The organism is Nonomuraea sp. NPDC050328 (genome assembly GCF_044459405.1).
GTDB lineage: Bacteria > Actinomycetota > Actinomycetes > Streptosporangiales > Streptosporangiaceae > Nonomuraea.
The window spans coordinates 298,437-316,848 of record NZ_JBITIW010000002.1; the positions used below are offsets into that span (position 1 = coordinate 298,437).

Here is an 18,412-nt window from a genome sequence, read left to right on the forward strand (position 1 = left end):
GGAAATATCATGGCATGCGGGCGTAGGCCGGGAGGGTCAGGAACTCCGCGAACCGGTCGTCCAGCGCGACCTCCTTGAACAACGCCTCCGCCTGCGCGAACAGCTCCTTGTCGTAGCCTGGCTCCTCGGCGATCTTCGCCAGCTCCTCGGCGATGATCTGCTCGACCAGTTCCTTGGTCACCACCTGGCCGGTGTCGCCGAGCTCGATGCCGTTGTGGATCCACTGCCAGATCTGCGAGCGCGAGATCTCGGCGGTCGCCGCGTCCTCCATCAGGTTGTGGATGGCCACCGCGCCCAGCCCGCCCATCCAGGCGGCCAGGTAGCGCAGCGCCACGTCCACGTTGCCGCGCAGGCCGTTCTCGGTGATCCCGCCCGGCGTGGCCGAGACGTTGAGCAGGTCCTCGGCAGTGACGTGGACGTCCTCGCGCTTGTTGCCGAGCTGGTTGGGCGCGCCGCCGAGCACGCCGTCGAAGACCTCCCGGCAGATCGGCACCAGGTCGGGGTGGGCCACCCAGGAGCCGTCGAAGCCGTCGCCGGACTCGCGGGTCTTGTCGGCCCGCACCTTCTCCAGCGCGACCGCGTTGACCTCGGGGTCCTTGCGGCTCGGGATGAACGCGGCCATGCCTCCGATGGCATGCGCGCCGCGCTTGTGGCAGGTGCGCACGAGCAGCTCGGTGTAGGCGCGCATGAACGGCGCGGTCATGGTGACGGCGTTGCGCTCGGGCAGCAGGAACTCCCGGCCGCGGGTACGGAACTTCTTGATCACGCTGAACAGGTAGTCCCAGCGGCCGGCGTTGAGCCCGGCGGAGTGCTCGCGCAGCTCGTAGAGGATCTCCTCCATCTCGAAGGCGGCCGGGTAGGTCTCGATCAGGACGGTGGCCCGGATCGTGCCGCGCGGGATGCCGAGCAGGTCCTGGGCCCGGTTGAAGACGTCGTTCCAGAGCCGCGCCTCCAGGTGCGACTCCATCTTCGGCAGGTAGAAGTACGGCCCGCGGCCCTTGTCGAGCTGGCGCTGGGCGCAGTGGAAGAAGTAGAGCCCGAAGTCGAACAGGGAGGCCGAGATCTCCGCCCCGTCCACCACGGCGTGCTTCTCGGGCAGATGCCAGCCGCGCGGCCGGACCACGATGGTGGCCAGCTCGGCGTCGGGCTTGAGCGCGTAGGACTTGCCGCCGGTCTCGAAGTCGATGGTGCGGTCGAGCGCCTCGCGCAGGTTGAGCTGGCCGAGCACGCAGTTCTCCCAGAGCGGGGAGTTGGCGTCCTCGAAGTCGGCCAGCCAGACCTTCGCGCCGGAGTTGAGGGCGTTGATGGTCATCTTGCGGTCCACCGGGCCGGTGATCTCGACGCGCCGGTCCTCCAGGCCCGGCGCGGGCGGCGCGACCTGCCACTCGCCGTCGCGGACGTGGGCGGTCTCGGGCAGGAAGGCGAGGGTGCCGCCCGCCGACAGCTCCGCCTGCCGGGCCCGCCGGGCCTCCAGGAGCTCCAGGCGCCGGGCGCCGAACTCGCGCTGCAACGTCCCGACGAACTCCAGCGCCTCCGGCGTCAGGACCTCGTCGAACCTGTCCAGCATGGGGCCGGTGATCTCCATGCGCCGCCCTCTTTCCATTCCGTGGAAAATGACTTCTGAATGATGGAAGCGAAGCTACTTCATGGGATTCCATGGGTCAAAGGCCGGGGGTCCCCCTAGCGCCGCTCGGGGTTGTTCCCCGATGTGAGGCCTGCCGTACCTCAGCAGGATGGACGTCATGAAGAAGACGTTCGCGATCGCCGGGGCGCTGGCCGCCGGTGTGCTGCTCACCGGGTGCGGGATCGGCGACCTGGTCGGGTCGCGCCACCAGGAGCAGGTCTCCTACGACGTCACCGACAAGGTGGCCAAGCTCACGGTCGACAGCGGCGCGGGCGACATCGTGGTCAACGAGAGCGACCGGACCGGCATCCGGGTCACCGAGACGCTCCACTGGCGCTCGGGCAAGCCCCGGACGGCGCACGAGGTCGGCGGCGGCGGGCTGAGCCTGAACTACAACTGCCCGGACACCTTCGGTGACTGCGGCGTCGACTACCGGATCGAGGTGCCCAAGGGCATGGCCCTCCAACTGGCCACCGACGCCGGGAACGTGACGCTGCGCGCGGTCTCCGGCGCCGCCGACGTGAGCACGCGCGCCGGGAACATCGACGCGGACGGGGTGCTGGCCAAGCGGTTCGAGGCCGAGACGGACGCGGGGGAGGTCGAGGTCTCCTTCGCCGGCGAGCCGGACCAGGTGCGGGCGAAGACCGGGGTCGGGGACGTGACCGTGTACGTGCCCAAGGGGAGCTACGACGTCGAGGCGAGCACGGGTGTGGGGGACAGGAAGGTCGAGGTGCCGGACGACCCGGCCTCACCGCGCAAGATCACGCTGACCACGAACGCGGGAAACGCGCAGGTCCTCGAGACCTCCTGACGGCCGGCGCGCCGGTGTGGGCGCTGATAAGGAGATGAATCCTGTCGGGGGCGCGTGTCACCATCTTTGGGAGGGCGCCCTCGGGGAAGAGACCCGGGTGTCCAGACGTTCCCTATTAGAGATGACAGGAATGCACGAAGAAATTCAGTTTGACCTCGAAGAGCGCCACGCGCTCCGCCGGGTGGCCGGTCTGTCGACCGAGCTGCAGGACGTCACCGAGGTCGAGTACCGCCAGCTTCGGCTCGAGCGCGTCGTCCTGGTGGGGGTCTGGACGTCCGGCACGGCGAACGACGCCGACAACTCCCTCCTGGAGCTCAAGCTCCTGGCCGAGACCGCCGGATCCGAGGTCCTCGACGGCCTGATCCAGCGGCGGCAGAAGCCCGACCCCGCCACCTACATCGGCTCCGGCAAGGCGCTGGAGCTGCGAGACATCGTCGAGTCCACCGGCGCGGACACCGTGATCTGCGACGGCGAGCTCACCCCTGCCCAGCTCCGCGAACTGGAGGAGATCGTCAAGGTCAAGGTCATCGACCGGACCGCGCTGATCCTCGACATCTTCGCGCAGCACGCCAAGAGCCGCGAGGGCAAGGCCCAGGTCGAGCTGGCGCAGCTCCAGTACCTGCTGCCGCGCCTGCGAGGCTGGGGCGGCAACCTCTCCCGGCAGGTCGGCGGCCGTGCCGCCGGCGGTGTCGGCATCGGCGGCCGCGGCCCCGGTGAGACCAAGATCGAGCTTGACCGGCGGCGCATCCGCGAGCGGATGGCCAAGCTGCGCAGGCAGATCTCCGGCATGTCGGTGGCGCGCGAGACCATGCGCTCGCACCGCGCCTCCCGCGAGGTGCCGGCGGTCGCGATCGCCGGGTACACCAACGCCGGCAAGTCCTCCCTGCTCAACCGGCTGACCGGCGCGGGCGTGCTGGTGGAGGACGCGTTGTTCGCCACCCTCGACCCGACCGTGCGCAAGGCGCGCACGCCGGAGGGCCGGCTGTTCACCCTCGCCGACACGGTGGGCTTCGTGCGGCACCTGCCGCACCAGCTCGTCGAGGCGTTCCGCTCCACGCTGGAGGAGGTGGCCGAGGCCGACCTCATCCTGCACGTCGTGGACGGCTCACACCCCGATCCCGAGGGGCAGATCGCCGCGGTCCGCGAGGTCTTCGCCGACATCGAGGGCGCGCTCGACGTGCCCGAGATCATCGTGGTGAACAAGGCGGACGCGGCCGACCAGGACACCGTCGACCGTCTCACCCGGCGCTTCAACGGCGACAGCATCGTCGTCTCGGCGCGCACGGGGGCGGGCATCGAGGAGCTCATGGCGCTGATCGAGGAGCGGCTGCCGCGCCTCGACCACGAGGTGCAGCTGCTGGTGCCGTACGACCGGGGGGACCTGATCTCCCGGGCGCACAAGGAGGGCGAGGTGCTCTCCGTCGACCACACGGCCGACGGCACGGTGCTGCACGCCAGGGTGTTGTCGAGCCTGTTCCACGAGCTGGAGAAGGTTGGCAAACCGGTCGAACATGTCTGATTCCGGATTTATCCGGATTTCATAGGTGAAAATAGACAGGGGCTGGCAGGGTGTTAAGATAAGCCCAGCTTTCCCCTACTATGGCGCGGGTTTCGGATGCTGGCTGCTGTGAGTCAAGTCACCTGCGGGGGTCCCAGGGATGATTGGGCTTTCTTCCGAATAACCCTGTACAGCAAGCGCACCTGTGAAATAACGTAACTGAACTGAAATCGCCGGATCATGAGTCCGGCGATCGGTCACCGCACAATCTTGCGCGGGTGAGAGCAGGAGACCCCATGTCGTCCGGACCCGGAGCGGACTCAGTGGGCGCGGCGCCAGCCGTTAGCTCAGTGCTGTCTTCGTGGTCCGTGCGTGCCTGCACTCTGGGTGAGGCGGTGATGCGGTGACCGTACGGCTCCTGACCAACATCGGCCGCTTGTGGACTGGGCACGACGTGCTCAGCAACGCGGCGATCCTGGTCCACAACGATCGCATCGCCTGGGTCGGCCGTGCCGCCGACCTGCCCCAGCACGTGCCCGGCGTCGTCGACGACATCGTCGATGTCGACCACGTCGAGAACCTCGGCGGTGCGCTGGTCACCCCCGGCCTCATCGACGCGCACACCCACCCCGTCTACGCCGGCAACCGCTACGCCGAGATGGCCATGCGGTCCGGCGGCTCCAGCGCCTCGGCCATCACCGCGGCCGGCGGCGGCGTGGGCTCCACCGTCACCGTCACCCGTGGCACCGACCCCTGGACGCTCTGCAACGGCGTGCGCGAGCGGCTGCGCTCCTGGCTGCAGAGCGGCACCACCACCGTCGAGGCCAAGACCGGCTACCACCTCACCCGCGACGGCGAACTCGCCGACGTGCGGCTCCTGCGCGAGCTGGAGAAGGAGCCGATGATGCCCCGCGTGCACGTGACCTTCCTGGCCGCGCACGTGGTGCCCCCTGAGTACTTCGGCCGCCAGCGTGACTACGTCGAGGCCGTGGGCGCCTGGTGCGCCGACGCCGCCGCGGCGGGAGCCGACTCCGTCGACGTCTACTGCGACGACGGCCACTTCACCACCGAGGAGTCCCGCTGGGTGCTGGCCTCCGGCCGCAACGTCGGGCTCCTTCCCCGTATCCACGCCGGGGTCTTCAGCCGCCGTGGCGCCGTCCAGCTCGCCGCCGAGCTCGGCTGTGCCTCGGCCGACCTGCTGCACTTCACCTCCGACGAGGACATCGCGATCATGTCCCGGTACGGCGTGCCCGCGGTCATCTGCCCCGCCACCGCGATGCAGCGGGGCAGTGTGCCGCCGGTCAAGCGCATGCTCAAGGCCGGTGTCACCGTCGCCCTCGGCAGCGACCACAACCCCGGCCACTGCGGCATCACCTCGATGCCGCTGGTCATCTCGCTGGCCGTGGCCATGTTCGGCATGAGCGTCGGCGACGCCCTCCGGGCCGCCACCCTGGGCGGTGCCACCGTCCTCGGCGCCCCTGACCGCGGCATCCTGGCTCCTGGGCGGCTGGCCGACATCGTCCAGTGGGACGCCGACCACGAGGGCGCCTTCGCCTGGTCCTACGGCCTCAAGCCCAAGCGCGTCTGGCGCGGCGGCACCCCGGTGCAGTAGCCCCTGCCTTCGCCTGGTGTCCCGGGCTTCGCTTGATGTCCCGGGCTTCGCTTGGTGTGCCGGCCTTAAGTCGAAGCCCGGCCGCAGTACCTTTGGACCCGGGACCGCAGCAGGCGACCCTGCAAAGAGAGGCCGCCGACGCCGGGGTCCAGTGCCACGAGCCGTCCATGCAATAGTGATGTATGCCACCTACGGTTGCTGTCGTCACGGATTCGACCGCTTACCTCCCCGCTGAGGCGGGCGTCACCATCGTCCCCTTGCAGGTGATCGTGGACGGCGCCGCCCACCCCGAGGGCACCGTCGACCTCAGCCGTAGCGCCCTGAGCCGGGCCAAGACCTCCCAGCCCCCACCCCAGCTCTTCGCCGACACCTACGCCCGACTCGCCGCCGCCGGCTTCACCGCGGTCGCCTCCATCCACCTGTCCGGCGAACTCTCCGGTACGGCTGCCGCCGCCACCGCCGCCGCAGGGACGGCCCCCATCCCGGTCGAGGTCGTCGACAGCCGCTCCATCGCCATGGGCCTGGGCTACCCAGTCCTGGCCGCCGCCCGTATCGCCCAAGCCGGCGGCGACCTCCCCTCCGTCGTCGCCGCCGCCCGCCGCTGCGTCACCTCCACCCGTACCTTCTTCTACGTCGACACCCTCGACCACCTGCGCCGCAGCGGCCGTATCGGCGCCGCCGCCTCCCTCGTCGGCTCCGCCCTGATGATCAAACCTTTGCTGGAGGTGACCGCCGGCCGTATCGCCCTCCTGGAGAAGGTCCGCACCCCCGGCCGTGCCCTCCTCCGCCTGGAGGAACTGGCCACCAAGGCCGCCGCCGACCTGGGCGCCCTGGACGTCGCCGTCCAACACCTCGCCTCCCCGGAGCGGGCCGCCACCCTCACCACCCACCTCACCGACCGCCTCCCCGACGCCACCATCCGCCTCGTCGAGGTCGGCACCGTCGTCGGCGCCCACGTCGGCCCAGGCATGCTCGGCGTCACCATCTCCGCCTAGGGCCCGTCGGCGAACCCACCCTGAGTTCGTCCTGCGCTTCTAGGCTGCCCCGGCTCCTTCGCTCCTTTGCGCCCTTCACTCCCTTGCGCCCTGCGCTCCCGCGCGCCTGAGCCCTGCGCCCTGCGCCCTGCGTTGCAACACGCACCCCTACGCTGCCCCGACGCCGCTCTGGCGCCTTGCTGCCCGGTGCTTGCCAAGCGCGGAACCTTGTCGCCTCGGACCTACTCGCGCCTGCACCGGCCTGCCGGATCCCCTTATCCACACCCGAGCCTCCCCACCCGGTTATCCCCAGAACCACACTCGGCCCCGCGAGCCGGTCCGTCGCCCCACCTAACCTCCCTGAGTGCGCGCCGACGAGCAGGACCGCCTGATCGCCGAGAAGCGGCTCCACGCGATCGTCACCACGGGGCTGCCTCGGCGCCCCACCACGCCCACCCCCACGCCGGACACCCCCACTCAGGGCACCCCCATACCCGTCACGCCCATCCCCGCTCCCGCCCCGCCACCCCCTACCGCCGCCACGGCCATCCCCACCACCACCGCCGGACCCGCTTCTGCCTCCACCCCGGCGAGGCCGCTCACCGCCGACCCACCCACGGCGGACCGCCCCCCGCCATCCCCCACTGCCAAGCCACCCACCTCACCTTCACCCGCCTACGACGACTACCTCACCTTCGGCTACCCCATCACCCACCCCCAGACCAGCAAGCCGCCCAGACTCAACCCCTACAACCAGCAGCCCATCTCGCCGCCCCCACCCCCCACCGCGGAGCACCCCCACCCCGCCCCAAACCCCCCAACCTTGGAGCCCCCCAACCTGCCCCCCACCTTCGAGGCCTTCCGCGCGACGGTGGCCACCCAACTAGCCCCAGCCCGCCCCCAAACCCGAGCCCTCATCCTCCTAGGCGTAGTAGCCGCAGTCATCGCCGCCTTCTGGCTGTGGCGCGCCCAACCCCTCCCCGAACCCCTCCCCGTCCCCACCCCCAACCCAGCCCCCTCCACCCAGCAACAACACCCCCGCACCACCCCCACCCCCACCGCAGAACTGATCGTCCACGTAACCGGCAAGGTCCGCCGCCCAGGCGTCTACACCCTCCCGGCAGGCTCCCGAGTAACCGACGCCCTCCAATCCGCGGGCGGCCCCCGCCCAGGCGCCGACACCAGCACCGTCAACCTCGCCCGCCGCCTGACCGACGGCGAACAAATAGCCATAGGCACCCCCGCCGCCCCCAACACCCCGCCCCCCGCAGCCGCCCCCGCAACGACCGCCCTCGTGAACATCAACACCGCCACCCCCGACCAACTCGAACAACTCCCCGGAGTAGGCGAGGTCCTGGCCCAGCGCATCATCACCTTCCGCGACACCCACGGCGGCTTCCAGTCAGTCGACCAACTCCGCGAGGTCAGCGGCATCGGCCCCCGAACGTACGCCGAGCTCAAGGACAAGGTGCAGATCTGACATGCCCCACCCCCCACCCCCCACCGCCACCCCCGCCCGCACCCAGCCCCAATCCGATGCACAGGCCCACGCCCGGACCCAAACCCACGCACAGCTCCACGCCCGGCCCCACGTTCGGACCCAGGCGCACGGCTGGACCGCGGCGCAGAATTGGACCCTGGTGCTCCCCGCCCTGGGCGCCTGGTCCAGTGCCCTGATCCTCCTCGGCTGCCCACCCCTGACCGGCTTCCTCGTCACCGCCGCCTGCGCCCTAGCCGCCCTAACCCTCCACCGCCGCCCCACAACCCGCCGCTCAGCGTCCCGCCTTCTGCTGGCCCGCGGCTCCGCGGCTGGCTACTCCGTGCCTGGCCACCCTGAACCAGGTCGTCCCGAACCAGGTCACCCCACAACCGACCATCGCGCAGCCCGTCGTGCCCCTTCCAACCTCACAATCCTCACCACCCTGGCCGCAGTAGCAGCCACCTCCACAGTCGTCGCCCTGAACCTCCTGTCCATCTCCTCAGGCCCCCTCCCAGCCCTGACCAAACGCGGCGCGACGATCACCGCCCAGCTGGTCCTGACCGACGACCCGAAGATCCGCTCCCCCCGCCCCGGCAGCTACTTCCACCGAGACCAGATCGTCGTCACAGCCAACCTCCGCACCCTCATCACCGGCTCCCACCGCCTGGCCATGGACATCCCCGTCCGCCTCTACGCCTTCGGCCCGGGCTGGCGCACTCTGCTCCCCAGCCAGCGCATCGAGGTGACCGCCCGCCTGGCCCCAGCCGACCCCAGCCATCTCACGGCCGCAACCCTGCTCGCCCGGACCGAGCCCCGCGTCCTGTCACCCCCGTCCTGGATCCACCGCATCGCCGGCGACCTGCGAGCGGGCCTCCGCAACGCCGCCGACGTACTCCCGCCGGACCAGCGCGGGCTCCTCCCCGGGCTGGTGGTCGGCGACGTCTCCCGCATGGACCCCCAAGTCGCCGCCGACTTCCGCGACGCAGGCCTCACCCATCTTCTGGCCGTGTCAGGCGCCAACCTCGCCATCGTCGCCGGCGCGGTCCTGGTCCTCGGCCGCGTCGCTGGTCTCTCCCTCCCAGCACGTGCTGTCCTGGCTGCCGCCGCCATGATCGCTTTTGCTGTCGTCGCCCGGCCGTCCCCGAGCGTCCTCCGCGCCCTCGTCATGGGCCTGGTCGCCGTCACAGCCCTGGGCACCGGCCGCACAAAGGACGGCATCACCGCCCTCTCGGCGTCGGTGGTCATCTTGATCCTCTTCGAACCGGCTCTCGCCCGCTCGTACGAGCGAGCTTCTTGAAACTCGGGATGGGATAAGCCCGCTGACCAGCGGGAACATTCAACCCGAGAGGTCATCATGTCTAGAGCCAAACCGAAGCGGCCCGGCGCGTACGAACGAATCTCCAGAGACCTGCGCGGCCTGGAGTTGGGTGTCAGCCGTCAGAAGGAGGACCTCGAACGACTCGCCGCGAATCTCGGATGGGGTAACCCCGTCCACTACGTCGAGAACGACACCAGTGCGAGCAAGGGGAAGGCCCGTCCGGTCTTCGAGCAGCTCAAGGCCGACTACATCGCCGGGAAGATCGACGGCATTCTTGTGTACTCCCTCGACCGTCTCACCCGACGAATGTCTGAGTTGGTGGACTTCGTCGAATGGGTCCAGACCACAGGGTGTCCGGTGGAGACCATCGAGGGAGACGACTTCCGTACGGCCAACGGCAGGGGCAACCTGCACATGAAAGGGGTGTTCGCTCAGCAGGAAGCAGAGCGCATCAGCGAGCGGTCCGGTCGCGCCCTGCTGGCGAAGGCTCGCAAGGGAGAGAAGCCCACGGGAGGACGGAGGTTCGGCTACACCGCCGACATGGAGATCGTCCAGGAGGAAGCCGAAGTCATCCGGAGCTGGGTGAAGCATCTGCTGTCCGGCGGCAGTATCGGCCATCTCGTAGAGAGACTGAATCTCGAAGGCTGCCCGCCTCCCAGGGGGTCACGTGGGAGAGGTAAGCGGTGGTACCCCTCGACCGTCCGGCGCATCCTGGCTAACCCTGCACTGGCAGGGATGATGGACTACACCCACACGGTGCACTATCCGGAGAAGACGGTGGTCACCGAGCGCTTCAAGGGGAACTGGAAACCGATCATCTCCGTGGCGAAGCACGAGGCGGTGAAAGCCGTCCTCAGCTCCCATCGGGGCATCGGCGAGCACAAGCCGCGTCGATACCTGCTCTCTGGGGTCGCCACCTGTGGAGAGTGCGGCTCGGCCCTGTACGGGGCTCCCGACAAGCGCGACCCGGGCGGTTACGTCTACCGGTGCCGGAAACAGTTCGGCGGATGCGGGGAGATCACGAGGACGGGCCGGATCATCGATGTCCTGATCAGCTTCGCAGTGGTCGCCACTTTGGAGGCGAAGCAGGACGAGGAAGGCCCGCTGGGGGCCTCCGACGATCAGCAGATCATCGAAGACCTCTCCGCAGAGATCGACAAGATCGAAAGGAAGATCGATACCACCCGCAAGGCGTACGAAGAGGACCAGATCTCGGATGCCGACTACTTCGCGACGCTTCGGAACCTGCGTCACCGGCAGAAGGAGGTTCGCCGGGAGGTAGCCACCCGCGAGAAGGAGCGTGAGCAGCGCGAAGCGGCTGCACGGTACACGGACGAGACCTGGAACGCTTCCAGCCTCGAAGAACAACGGGAGATGCTCCGGGCGCTCCTGGCCCAGATCGTCGTCCACAAGGCGGGGGGACGCGGAGGTCCGTTCCGGGCGGACACCATCTGGTTCCAGCTCAAGGGCTCCGAGCGGATGCTGACCTTCCGCTGGACGAAGCCCTACGTCCCGCGATCCACGGATCTGGCCGTGGAGATCATCTACGCCGGGCAGGCTAACCAGTCGGAGGTCAAGCGCACAAAGCTCACGCTCATGCTGGACGAGGGGGGAGAAGAGCGATGACGATCGTTAGCAGTCTCCTGTGGGAGACCATCGCCTACTTCGCCCCGGAGGGTGAGTTGCTCACCCTCTCGTACGCTGACAGGAACGAACGTCCCTTCGACGTGGTGTGCAAGCTGAGCCCTGTACGCCGCGAAGCGAGGTTCGTGTTCATCCGTCAGACATAGGGGGCACGGGGGTGCACAAGAAGGGACCGGGATAGGGTTAGTATCCCGGTCCCTTCGCTCTTGTCGCTCAGCGATGCCCCCAACTTGCCCTCGCTGAACGCATAACCGACAGTAACAGGGTCCTTGTTCAAGTGAGCAGGTCCTCGCCCTTCGTATCTGGCTGGGACTGAGGGCGAGTCACCCTCGCACGATCAGCCGGCGTGAGTCCGAACCGGGCTGACAGCGTCACGAACATGGTGACCCACCGGCCCATCTCCCGCGCATCGTCGCCACGACGGACCGAGTTCCGCATTCCTGCGATCACCGCGCAGAGCGTTGCGAATGACTCCGCGTCATACGGCGTGATCAAACCGGGCGGCATCTTGAGGAGCAGATCATCCCAGATCTCTCGCACCGTGGGCGGAAGCTTGTACGGCGGGGCGACCGGTCCAGGTGGCGGAACAGGCTCAGCCTGATTCGCGCGATCAGCGCGATAGGTGCCCTGTAGCAGCTTGAGGGCAGTGGGTTTAGGAGTTCGCCCGCTACCGGGTCCGCCCATAGTTGATCACTCCTTTGAGCACGGCTCGACGATCGGATTTTCCGCCTGTGGGAGAACGAGACCCCCTCGGTGGTCCCTTGACTCCATGATCACGGAGAGATTTGAACGCCCCTACCCCCGGCTGTCCTACAGCGGCCTGGAACACACCGGGGCGAGCGACCAGCGCCCTACCAGCCAGCGGTCCGGCCTCCAGTGCCGTGACTACGCGTTGGGGGCTCAGAGGTGCGATTAGGGAGCAGGGCGAAGGGGTCGGGAAACGGAGGATCAAGCGACCCCGAACGCCCTGCTGGCCTTCCCTCGTGACGGCGGCTCGGGGAGATGGAGTCCCAAGCCCATGACAGCCACGAGGGAAGAGCGTCACGCGACCAGCGACACCGAGACGGCTGAGCTGGGTGCGTGGATCTCCAGGCCGAAGCGACCTTCGGCACGGAACGTGATCATGTTGGCCTCGAACGCTGTGCCGCCCTGCCCCGCCCCGAAGCGGTCCGGCTTGTACACCGACTCCGACCAGTCCAGTCGAACTTCCTCACGGGTGTTGAGCTGCACCTTGCGAGGATCGAAGACCACGGCCTTGTCAGCGGGAACGGCGAGGGACAGCGCCACCGGGACGCCGTAGAGTGTGCGCCGCATGGCGTCCACCGGAGTGCCCTGTCCTGCCTCTGCGCCTATGAACGAACCGGCGTCCGTCACGCTGGTCTCGATAGCTTCCCAGTCCACCGGGCGGAGGGCGATAGCTCCCGCCTCGTAGCCGAGATTCTGTAGCTTCGTGATGCCTGACCGGATGCTCAGCAACTTGGACGTGGCGAACGCTTGTACCTGGACACCGGACGTGTTGAGGATGCCTCGCATGTTCTCACCAGCACCCGACCCATTGAGGATTTGCCCCTCAACCGCCAGATCGATCCCGTACCGCATCTCGCCGTCTAGGAACTGTTGCAAGGCGGGGAGATCCGCGAGCACCTGACGCGGAACCTCTTCCGACAGGTGCGCGATGACGCGGCACCGATCTTCGATCAGTTCGAGGGTGTAGATCGACGTCGGCTTGCGCGCGCCCTCCGCGACGGGTGCCGCGTTGTTGGTGCGCGTGGTCTGCCGCAGATAGCTGAAGTGCGTGTCGGTCGGCTGACGCGGGATCAGGCTCAACAGCGAGGTAGCTGGCTGACCCTGTACGTACGGCGCTGGCGCTGCGACAGGTGTGGTGACGGCACCGGTCGGAGAGAGAACCGCCTTCGCTCCGAAGAGGTCGCCGGGACGATCCCCGCCGAGCATGCGCCGGAGAGTTTTCTCACCCCATGTCACCGCCCCGTTTCCGCCGACCGGAGGGACGGCACCGCCGTTCAGCTCCTTGAGGGCGTCATTCAGAGTCTTCTGGGACTGCTTCCGCTCCAGGGCGCGAACCGCGTTCATCGTCGCGTCGCTGAGCGTGTCCAGTTCCACCTTTTCGGCGGTGGTGTGGGTGGCCTTGGATGTGAGTTCCTTCAAGCGCGCCCTCATCGTGGTGAGGTCGTCCTTGAGTTCTGAGAGGGACTTGCCGTAGGTGAAGTACGCCATGATCGAATCGCTTTCGTCGAGGAAGCGACGCGGAGCTAGGGAATGCTCGACGCGTCGTACGTCTCGCCGTCAGTTGGGCTCTTCGATCTTGGCTTGGGGCTCTTCGATCTTGGCTGGCCTGGTCGGCTTCTGCTCTTGAGATATACCCGGCACTGAAGCCTGAATCACCACTTATCGCTGGATAGTGGCGAGCTTCCTTCCGCCGCCCTCCGCGTCAGCCTTGATGTTCTTGTACCAGTCCATCCACTCCGCGTTCCGAATCTCCTCTGGCAGCTCCGCGAGACCCTGCCCGATCAAGGCGGCGGCATCCTGGAACCGTCCCAGATAGAACATGACGATGCCGCGTTGCATCATCAGGTAGGGCGGGCTGTAGAAGTACGCCGAATCGGGCGCTGTCGCCTCCGGGTCATAGCTCTCTTCCGCCGCATCGAACAGGCGAAGGGCGCTGACCTCGTCTCCCTCCAGGGCATGCGCTCTCGCTTGCTGCTGTGTGGCAATCGTCTTGGTCGCTGGTCTCACGGCAAGCTTCCGGGCAGCCCTTGAGAGAGCGATCATCTCGCCAACGTCATCCCTCATCCAGGCGAGGTGTCCCCTCATGGCGAGCGCCGTGGAGGCCGCGTCATCGTCGTTGGCTTCGAGGGCGATCCTCAGGGCCTTGTCGTAGAAACGATCAGCCTTGCCGAACTGCCTCAAGTACGCCGTGAGCCATCCAGAGAACTGAGCCGACGAGGAAGCGACTGACGCGAGTCTGTCCCGGCTGACTCCTCGCGCTTCTCGGAGAACAGTCTCCGCCTGCTTCTGATGCGCTATCGCGGCGGGAAGCACCACCCTTGAGCCCACGGTGTCTTCCAGCTTGCGGTGAGAGAGAAGCACACCCTCCAGCGCGTCAGCCGTTACCGTGTCAGGTCTCCGGGCTCTGCGCGCCTCCTCTGCCGCCTCGTCAAGGACAGATTCAGCCACGTCCAGAGCTACGGCTAGCGCTGGAATGTCGCCCACAGGGACGCGCCGGCCTGCTTCCCACCGAGACACATCCCAGCGGGTGAGGCACTTGCCGGAGATCTTGTTCACCCGATCCGCGAGCTGAGCCTGAGAGAGGCCGAGTTCCATCCTCAGCTCCGCGATCATGGGGCCGATAGGCATCAAGGTGTGGGCCTCCAGGTGGGGGTGTGGGCCTGGTACCTCCCATCATGACTCCTGACCGCTGTGATTGGGGACATGTCGAGGACAGAGAGTGATGGCCAGCGTCAGGTGGCGGTGAACATCGTCCGGCTCCGGCTGAACCCCGACAGGCCCTTGGTGAGACCTGAGCAGGTGGGTCGAGAGCTGTGGACCTACGAGAACGGGCGACTGGTGGCAACGACGATGGCCGGAGACGACGATGACACTCCGCATTGAGATCTACAGCAGGGACGGCATCGGAAACCCCGAGACACCGCATCATGACACCCACTGGTGCGGTGACGTATGGTGCCCCGTCTCCTGTTCCCTGGACTGCGAGACATGCCACCCGCCGAAGCGGAAATGGGGAGCGATCTCCGCCCTCCGCCGCAACTTCATATCCGGATGCCCGGTCCCACTCCGGTCGAGCCCATAGCCCCACTACTCACATCGGAGCGCTGGAGGGTTGCTCCGGTGTGGCGCGACACGGCCCCCGCACAAGGTTCATCCCGCCCATGTCGCGGGGGCCGTGTCCCCCCTTGACCCCCTACGCCCCGCCGTGGGTCCCACCAGGCGGGGCGTAGGGTCAAAGGCCGTGCGGTTCAGGTGGTTGCCATACGGTAGGCCAGTGTCTCCAGCAGCCGGGGAGCTTGAGTTCCCGCCCCGCCTCTGAGGACCAGCATCGCAAGCTGACAAGCGACGTATCCCGCCTGCCGAGCGTCGGAGGTGGGCGGCGGTGCCTTGATGGAGGCAGCCGCGACCGGGTAAAGCTGGCACACCGCTTGCAGCAAGCCAATGGACACATCTGCGAATTCCCGAGCGTCATCCACGAGCGTCGGCAGATGCCGAGCGGTGCGGAGATCGTCCTTGAGAAGTGCGCGTACGGTAGCGACAACGCACCGTCGCGTGTCGGTGAAGTCATCGTGCGAGGTCATGATCCGTCGCCCCTTCCCTAGATCCGGTTGCGGCGGCTCGGGCCATGCCACAGGCGCTCATCCCAGTGAGACGCGGACTCTCGATCCGGCTCGGGAGGCTTCTCATCGCGCGCCGCCGGGCGTTGATCCGGGCCTTCTTGCTCGTAGGTCATTTCAGATCCCCTTCCGACGTCCCATCGGTTAGGCGGTTCCGCGCGGCGGCATGCACGAAGATGACTTCCGCGCCGCGTGTGCCGAACTCAAGGTGAGCGATCTCCGCCGCGTGCTTGACCGTTGCCTGGATCGCGCCTCTCGTCTCCTCCGGCGAGCCGGGATCGACATCAGGTGGCGGGCCGAGCACGACGTTGGCGGTGGGGGTGAGATGGCTCAGCCGGGTGGTGAGTCGGACGGCGGAGCCGAGCAGGTCCGGCAGAGTGCTGTCGGGAACCAAGCCAATGATCTCTGCGGCTGTGCTGGGGTTGTCGCGGAGATGGTTGATCATCAAGGAGATGGTCAGTCGCTTCGCCTCTTGATCGCTCAAGGTGGATTTCCTTCCTTCTGAGTGCCCCACTCACACACCCCTCCTTCTAGGGAGGGGTGTGTTCGTGATTGGTGGGGGCGAGACGCCGCGTGATTGAGCGTGATTGCCCCGACCTGCGGGTTCCTTGATCGCGTGCGTATCGTGTGAGTCGTTTCGTGATTGCGGATTCCGTGTAATGGCCGTGATTGAATTTTGGTCCTTACATTCTGGGGGTGAGCCGGAACCGGGCTTCCGGCCTTCCCCCTCCCGTGCGGGGGGAGTCAAAGCGTTCAAGAACACCCGCGTCCACCTCCGTCAGCAGATCTCTACGGGCCTTCTCCACCTCAGCGGGGGACGGATTTTGCTTCCCGGTCTGGCGCCGGGCCAGTTCGCGTGCCGAGATGCCGTCGTGTCCGCAGTCCCCGGCCAGTGCCACGGGCTCAACCGCCTCGATCAGGCTGACCAGGCCAAGCTTGGTATCCAGCCAAGCCTTGAAGCGGGGCACGGCACCGGAGGGAGACTTCCGGTGGTGGAAGGTCACGATGGGACTGCCGCTTTCACCTTCCAGCACAAAGACCGATCCGGCACCGCCCGTGAGCCACGTGGACCCGTACACGTCGGCAGCCGACTTGGGCACCCCGCCATCGGCGGATGACTTGCGCGTGTGGTGCAGTTCCATCAACTCGATGCCCGCCGCCAGCGCGAGCTGTCGCGCCCGGTTGTATCCGGCAGCGGGTTCGTCCTGGCTGAGCTGCATCACGGCGTCCTTGAGACTGTCGATCACTACTGTGTCCGCCCTATGCAACTCCGCGAGACGACACAGCAACTCGGGGTTCTTCGCGAGGTCGGCGGTCAGAGGTCCCCGCCATACGGTGAGCCGCTCAGCGAGTACGTCCCGCCACGCGGCGTTGTGGACCACCTGACGTTGGAAGGCTCGCAAGATCTGGTCCGGTCGGTCCATCGCGAGGTAGAGCACATGCCTGCCTTCCACGACGGGCATCCCAAGGACCTCGCGATCCCCGAGCCCCAGCCTCGCGAAGACCAGGCAAGTGGCCAGAGTCGTCTTCCCGATGCCCGGCGGTGAGGCGATCATCAAGGACTCGCCGGCCATCCACCCGACCCTGTTCGCCTCACCCCAGATGGCGGGGGCAGTAGCGGGCAACTCGAAGAGATGGGCACCCGTCACCGTGCGGGATGCCGCAACTGTAGATAGATCCCGAAGCTGTTCCGCCGCCTGGTCCTCCGCGTCACGTCGAAGCCCTTCGCGCCGCGCCTTCGCTCTGCGGTACTCCCTTTCCGCCTCATCTTCCTCGTCAGAGTCGTCTCGGTGCCGTCGCCGCTTCTTCGGCGGCTTGACGGGTTCGCCGGTCTCGCTGTGGGAGCAAGGGCCGTCTAGAGCGAGCAGCGGGGCCGTCTTCGCGTCCCGGACGACGTCCCGCCAGTCCCCGACCTGTGTAATCGGTTGAGCCGCGAACCACTCCGCTACGCTCTGCGCGGTGAAGGGACGGGGCGTCCAGTGGGTCGCCTCCGGAAGGGTGCCGAAGCGATGCGCTTCCGCCCACTCCTCAGGGGGAACGCGATCTTCGTCGCACCGGTCGTGTCCAGCCCACCATTCCGCCATGAAGGGGTACTTCACCAAACGGCCCTGCGCCTGGTCTCCGAGCGCCTCGCCGCATCCCTCACAGGCGAAGGTCAGGCTGCCGCATTCCACGCAGGTAGCGAAGCGGTGCAGCCCCTTACCAGTGGACGGAATCGGGTCGACAAGCGTGGAACTGGGTAGCATCTAGGGTCTCCTTCGGTCACGTCCTCCGGGGTACGAAACGGCGGCTTCGTGGAGTGGCGGGGGTCTTTGGCGGTGCGGCAGGGGGCGACCGTGGAAAGTGCAGCCCTCTTGCCCCGCCTGGTCTGAGAGAAGTTCATGCGCTGTCTTCGCTGGCCTCTTCCAGCAGGGCGCGCGTGTCTTCGAGGATCATCCGAACCTGAGGGATCGTGACGCTTCCTTCTTTCTCGGCGTGCGTCATGATCACATCGGCGATGTGCGATGCGGTGTAGTACCTGCGGGCTTCCGCGATGTCTTCCGGGGTGCCGCTGCGCACGGCGCGTGCAAGAGCTGCGCGGGCTGCTTGGGTGCGGGTGGTCTGGCGGATTGGCGTACTGGGCATGATCACGAGTCCCTTGCCATTAGGAGCTGAGCGCCCGTCGCCAATGAGGCTTGCGGCTCTGGCGTGGCCGCCGCTTCCTCTGCGGGCTTCCTTCGGCAACTGTTACGACTCTGACCCCATGTGAAGATCCGTGAAGATCTCCCGACCGCCTTTAGGGCGGTGGCCCACGCGCTTCGTTGGGTCTGCCAGACGGACCCGTTCCACGCGCCTGATAGAAGGCTCCCCGCTCTAGGGTTCTCCCTAACCCGACATCTCGGACTCTTTGCGGGGGCGGGGTTCCGTTTTCCCTGGTCAGGCGTACTATGGAGATACCGAGCTTCGTGGAGCATCCTCGTACGGCTTCGCCCTCTCCGTCTGCGCGACGGCAGGCATCCTCCTCCTGGCACCCCGCCTCCGAGATCGCCTGTCCAACCCCAGACAAGAAGGGGCGCAAGATGAGCCTGAGTCGGACCTGCTCACGCT

General features: G+C 67.3%; 14 protein-coding genes. 7 read left to right on the top strand and 7 right to left on the bottom strand.

The window, feature by feature from the left end:
* Positions 1–7 precede the first annotated feature (7 nt).
* Positions 8–1,585, bottom strand: a complete 1,578-nt coding sequence (aceB, locus tag ACIBG7_RS07545; protein ID WP_397335536.1) for a malate synthase A — start codon at positions 1,583–1,585, stop codon at positions 8–10.
* Positions 1,586–1,742: 157 nt separating this feature from the next.
* Between aceB and ACIBG7_RS07550 the strand changes: the two genes are divergently transcribed.
* The 7 genes from ACIBG7_RS07550 to ACIBG7_RS07580 all read left to right on the top strand — a co-directional run bounded on the left by ACIBG7_RS07550 (position 1,743) and on the right by ACIBG7_RS07580 (position 10,943).
* On the top strand, positions 1,743–2,435 hold the full coding sequence (locus ACIBG7_RS07550; protein ID WP_397335537.1) for a DUF4097 family beta strand repeat-containing protein: 693 nt from the start codon (positions 1,743–1,745) through the stop codon (positions 2,433–2,435).
* Positions 2,436–2,565: 130 nt separating this feature from the next.
* Positions 2,566–3,954 (top strand): GTPase HflX, encoded by a 1,389-nt coding sequence (hflX, locus tag ACIBG7_RS07555; protein WP_357927365.1) that lies wholly within the window; start codon positions 2,566–2,568, stop codon positions 3,952–3,954.
* 382 nt (positions 3,955–4,336) lie between these two features.
* Positions 4,337–5,545: an imidazolonepropionase gene (hutI, locus tag ACIBG7_RS07560; RefSeq protein WP_357927363.1), complete on the top strand. Its 1,209-nt coding sequence runs from the start codon at positions 4,337–4,339 to the stop codon at positions 5,543–5,545.
* Between the two features lie 182 nt (positions 5,546–5,727).
* Positions 5,728–6,540 (top strand): DegV family protein, encoded by an 813-nt coding sequence (locus ACIBG7_RS07565; protein WP_357927361.1) that lies wholly within the window; start codon positions 5,728–5,730, stop codon positions 6,538–6,540.
* A 343-nt stretch (positions 6,541–6,883) separates the two neighbouring features.
* A complete protein-coding gene (locus ACIBG7_RS07570; RefSeq protein WP_397335538.1) occupies positions 6,884–7,999 on the top strand; it encodes a helix-hairpin-helix domain-containing protein in 1,116 nt (371 codons plus the stop codon).
* Between the two features lie 160 nt (positions 8,000–8,159).
* On the top strand, positions 8,160–9,296 hold the full coding sequence (locus ACIBG7_RS07575) for a ComEC/Rec2 family competence protein (RefSeq protein ID WP_397335539.1): 1,137 nt from the start codon (positions 8,160–8,162) through the stop codon (positions 9,294–9,296).
* Between the two features lie 57 nt (positions 9,297–9,353).
* The gene (locus ACIBG7_RS07580) at positions 9,354–10,943 is read left to right on the top strand and encodes a recombinase family protein (RefSeq protein ID WP_397335540.1); all 1,590 of its coding nucleotides are present in this window, start codon (positions 9,354–9,356) and stop codon (positions 10,941–10,943) included.
* 1,059 nt (positions 10,944–12,002) lie between these two features.
* Here the strand turns inward: ACIBG7_RS07580 and ACIBG7_RS07585 are convergent.
* The 6 genes from ACIBG7_RS07585 to ACIBG7_RS07610 form a co-directional block, all read right to left on the bottom strand.
* Positions 12,003–13,196 (bottom strand): phage major capsid protein, encoded by a 1,194-nt coding sequence (locus ACIBG7_RS07585; RefSeq protein ID WP_397335541.1) that lies wholly within the window; start codon positions 13,194–13,196, stop codon positions 12,003–12,005.
* Positions 13,197–13,367: 171 nt separating this feature from the next.
* On the bottom strand, positions 13,368–14,321 hold the full coding sequence (locus ACIBG7_RS07590; protein WP_397335542.1) for a helix-turn-helix transcriptional regulator: 954 nt from the start codon (positions 14,319–14,321) through the stop codon (positions 13,368–13,370).
* Positions 14,322–14,956: 635 nt separating this feature from the next.
* A complete protein-coding gene (locus ACIBG7_RS07595; protein WP_397335543.1) occupies positions 14,957–15,289 on the bottom strand; it encodes a hypothetical protein in 333 nt (110 codons plus the stop codon).
* Between the two features lie 148 nt (positions 15,290–15,437).
* Positions 15,438–15,809: a hypothetical protein gene (locus ACIBG7_RS07600; RefSeq protein WP_397335544.1), complete on the bottom strand. Its 372-nt coding sequence runs from the start codon at positions 15,807–15,809 to the stop codon at positions 15,438–15,440.
* A gap of 199 nt (positions 15,810–16,008) precedes the next feature.
* Positions 16,009–17,571, bottom strand: a complete 1,563-nt coding sequence (locus ACIBG7_RS07605) for an AAA family ATPase (protein ID WP_397335546.1) — start codon at positions 17,569–17,571, stop codon at positions 16,009–16,011.
* Between the two features lie 133 nt (positions 17,572–17,704).
* Complete coding sequence (locus tag ACIBG7_RS07610; protein ID WP_397335548.1) at positions 17,705–17,956, bottom strand: hypothetical protein; 252 nt, start codon at positions 17,954–17,956, stop codon at positions 17,705–17,707.
* Between the last annotated feature and the right edge of the window lie 456 nt (positions 17,957–18,412).

Excerpts from the sequence above, each read along its gene's own strand:
- aceB (WP_397335536.1), bottom strand. The coding sequence starts at position 1,585 with ATGGAGATCACCGGCCCCATGCTGGACAGGTTCGACGAGGTCCTGACG.
- ACIBG7_RS07550 (WP_397335537.1), top strand. The coding sequence starts at position 1,743 with ATGAAGAAGACGTTCGCGATCGCCGGGGCGCTGGCCGCCGGTGTGCTG.
- hflX (WP_357927365.1), top strand. The coding sequence starts at position 2,566 with ATGCACGAAGAAATTCAGTTTGACCTCGAAGAGCGCCACGCGCTCCGC.
- ACIBG7_RS07565 (WP_357927361.1), top strand. The coding sequence starts at position 5,728 with ATGCCACCTACGGTTGCTGTCGTCACGGATTCGACCGCTTACCTCCCC.
- ACIBG7_RS07580 (WP_397335540.1), top strand. The coding sequence starts at position 9,354 with ATGTCTAGAGCCAAACCGAAGCGGCCCGGCGCGTACGAACGAATCTCC.
- ACIBG7_RS07585 (WP_397335541.1), bottom strand. The coding sequence starts at position 13,196 with ATGGCGTACTTCACCTACGGCAAGTCCCTCTCAGAACTCAAGGACGAC.
- ACIBG7_RS07590 (WP_397335542.1), bottom strand. The coding sequence starts at position 14,321 with ATGATCGCGGAGCTGAGGATGGAACTCGGCCTCTCTCAGGCTCAGCTC.
- ACIBG7_RS07595 (WP_397335543.1), bottom strand. The coding sequence starts at position 15,289 with ATGACCTCGCACGATGACTTCACCGACACGCGACGGTGCGTTGTCGCT.
- ACIBG7_RS07605 (WP_397335546.1), bottom strand. The coding sequence starts at position 17,571 with ATGCTACCCAGTTCCACGCTTGTCGACCCGATTCCGTCCACTGGTAAG.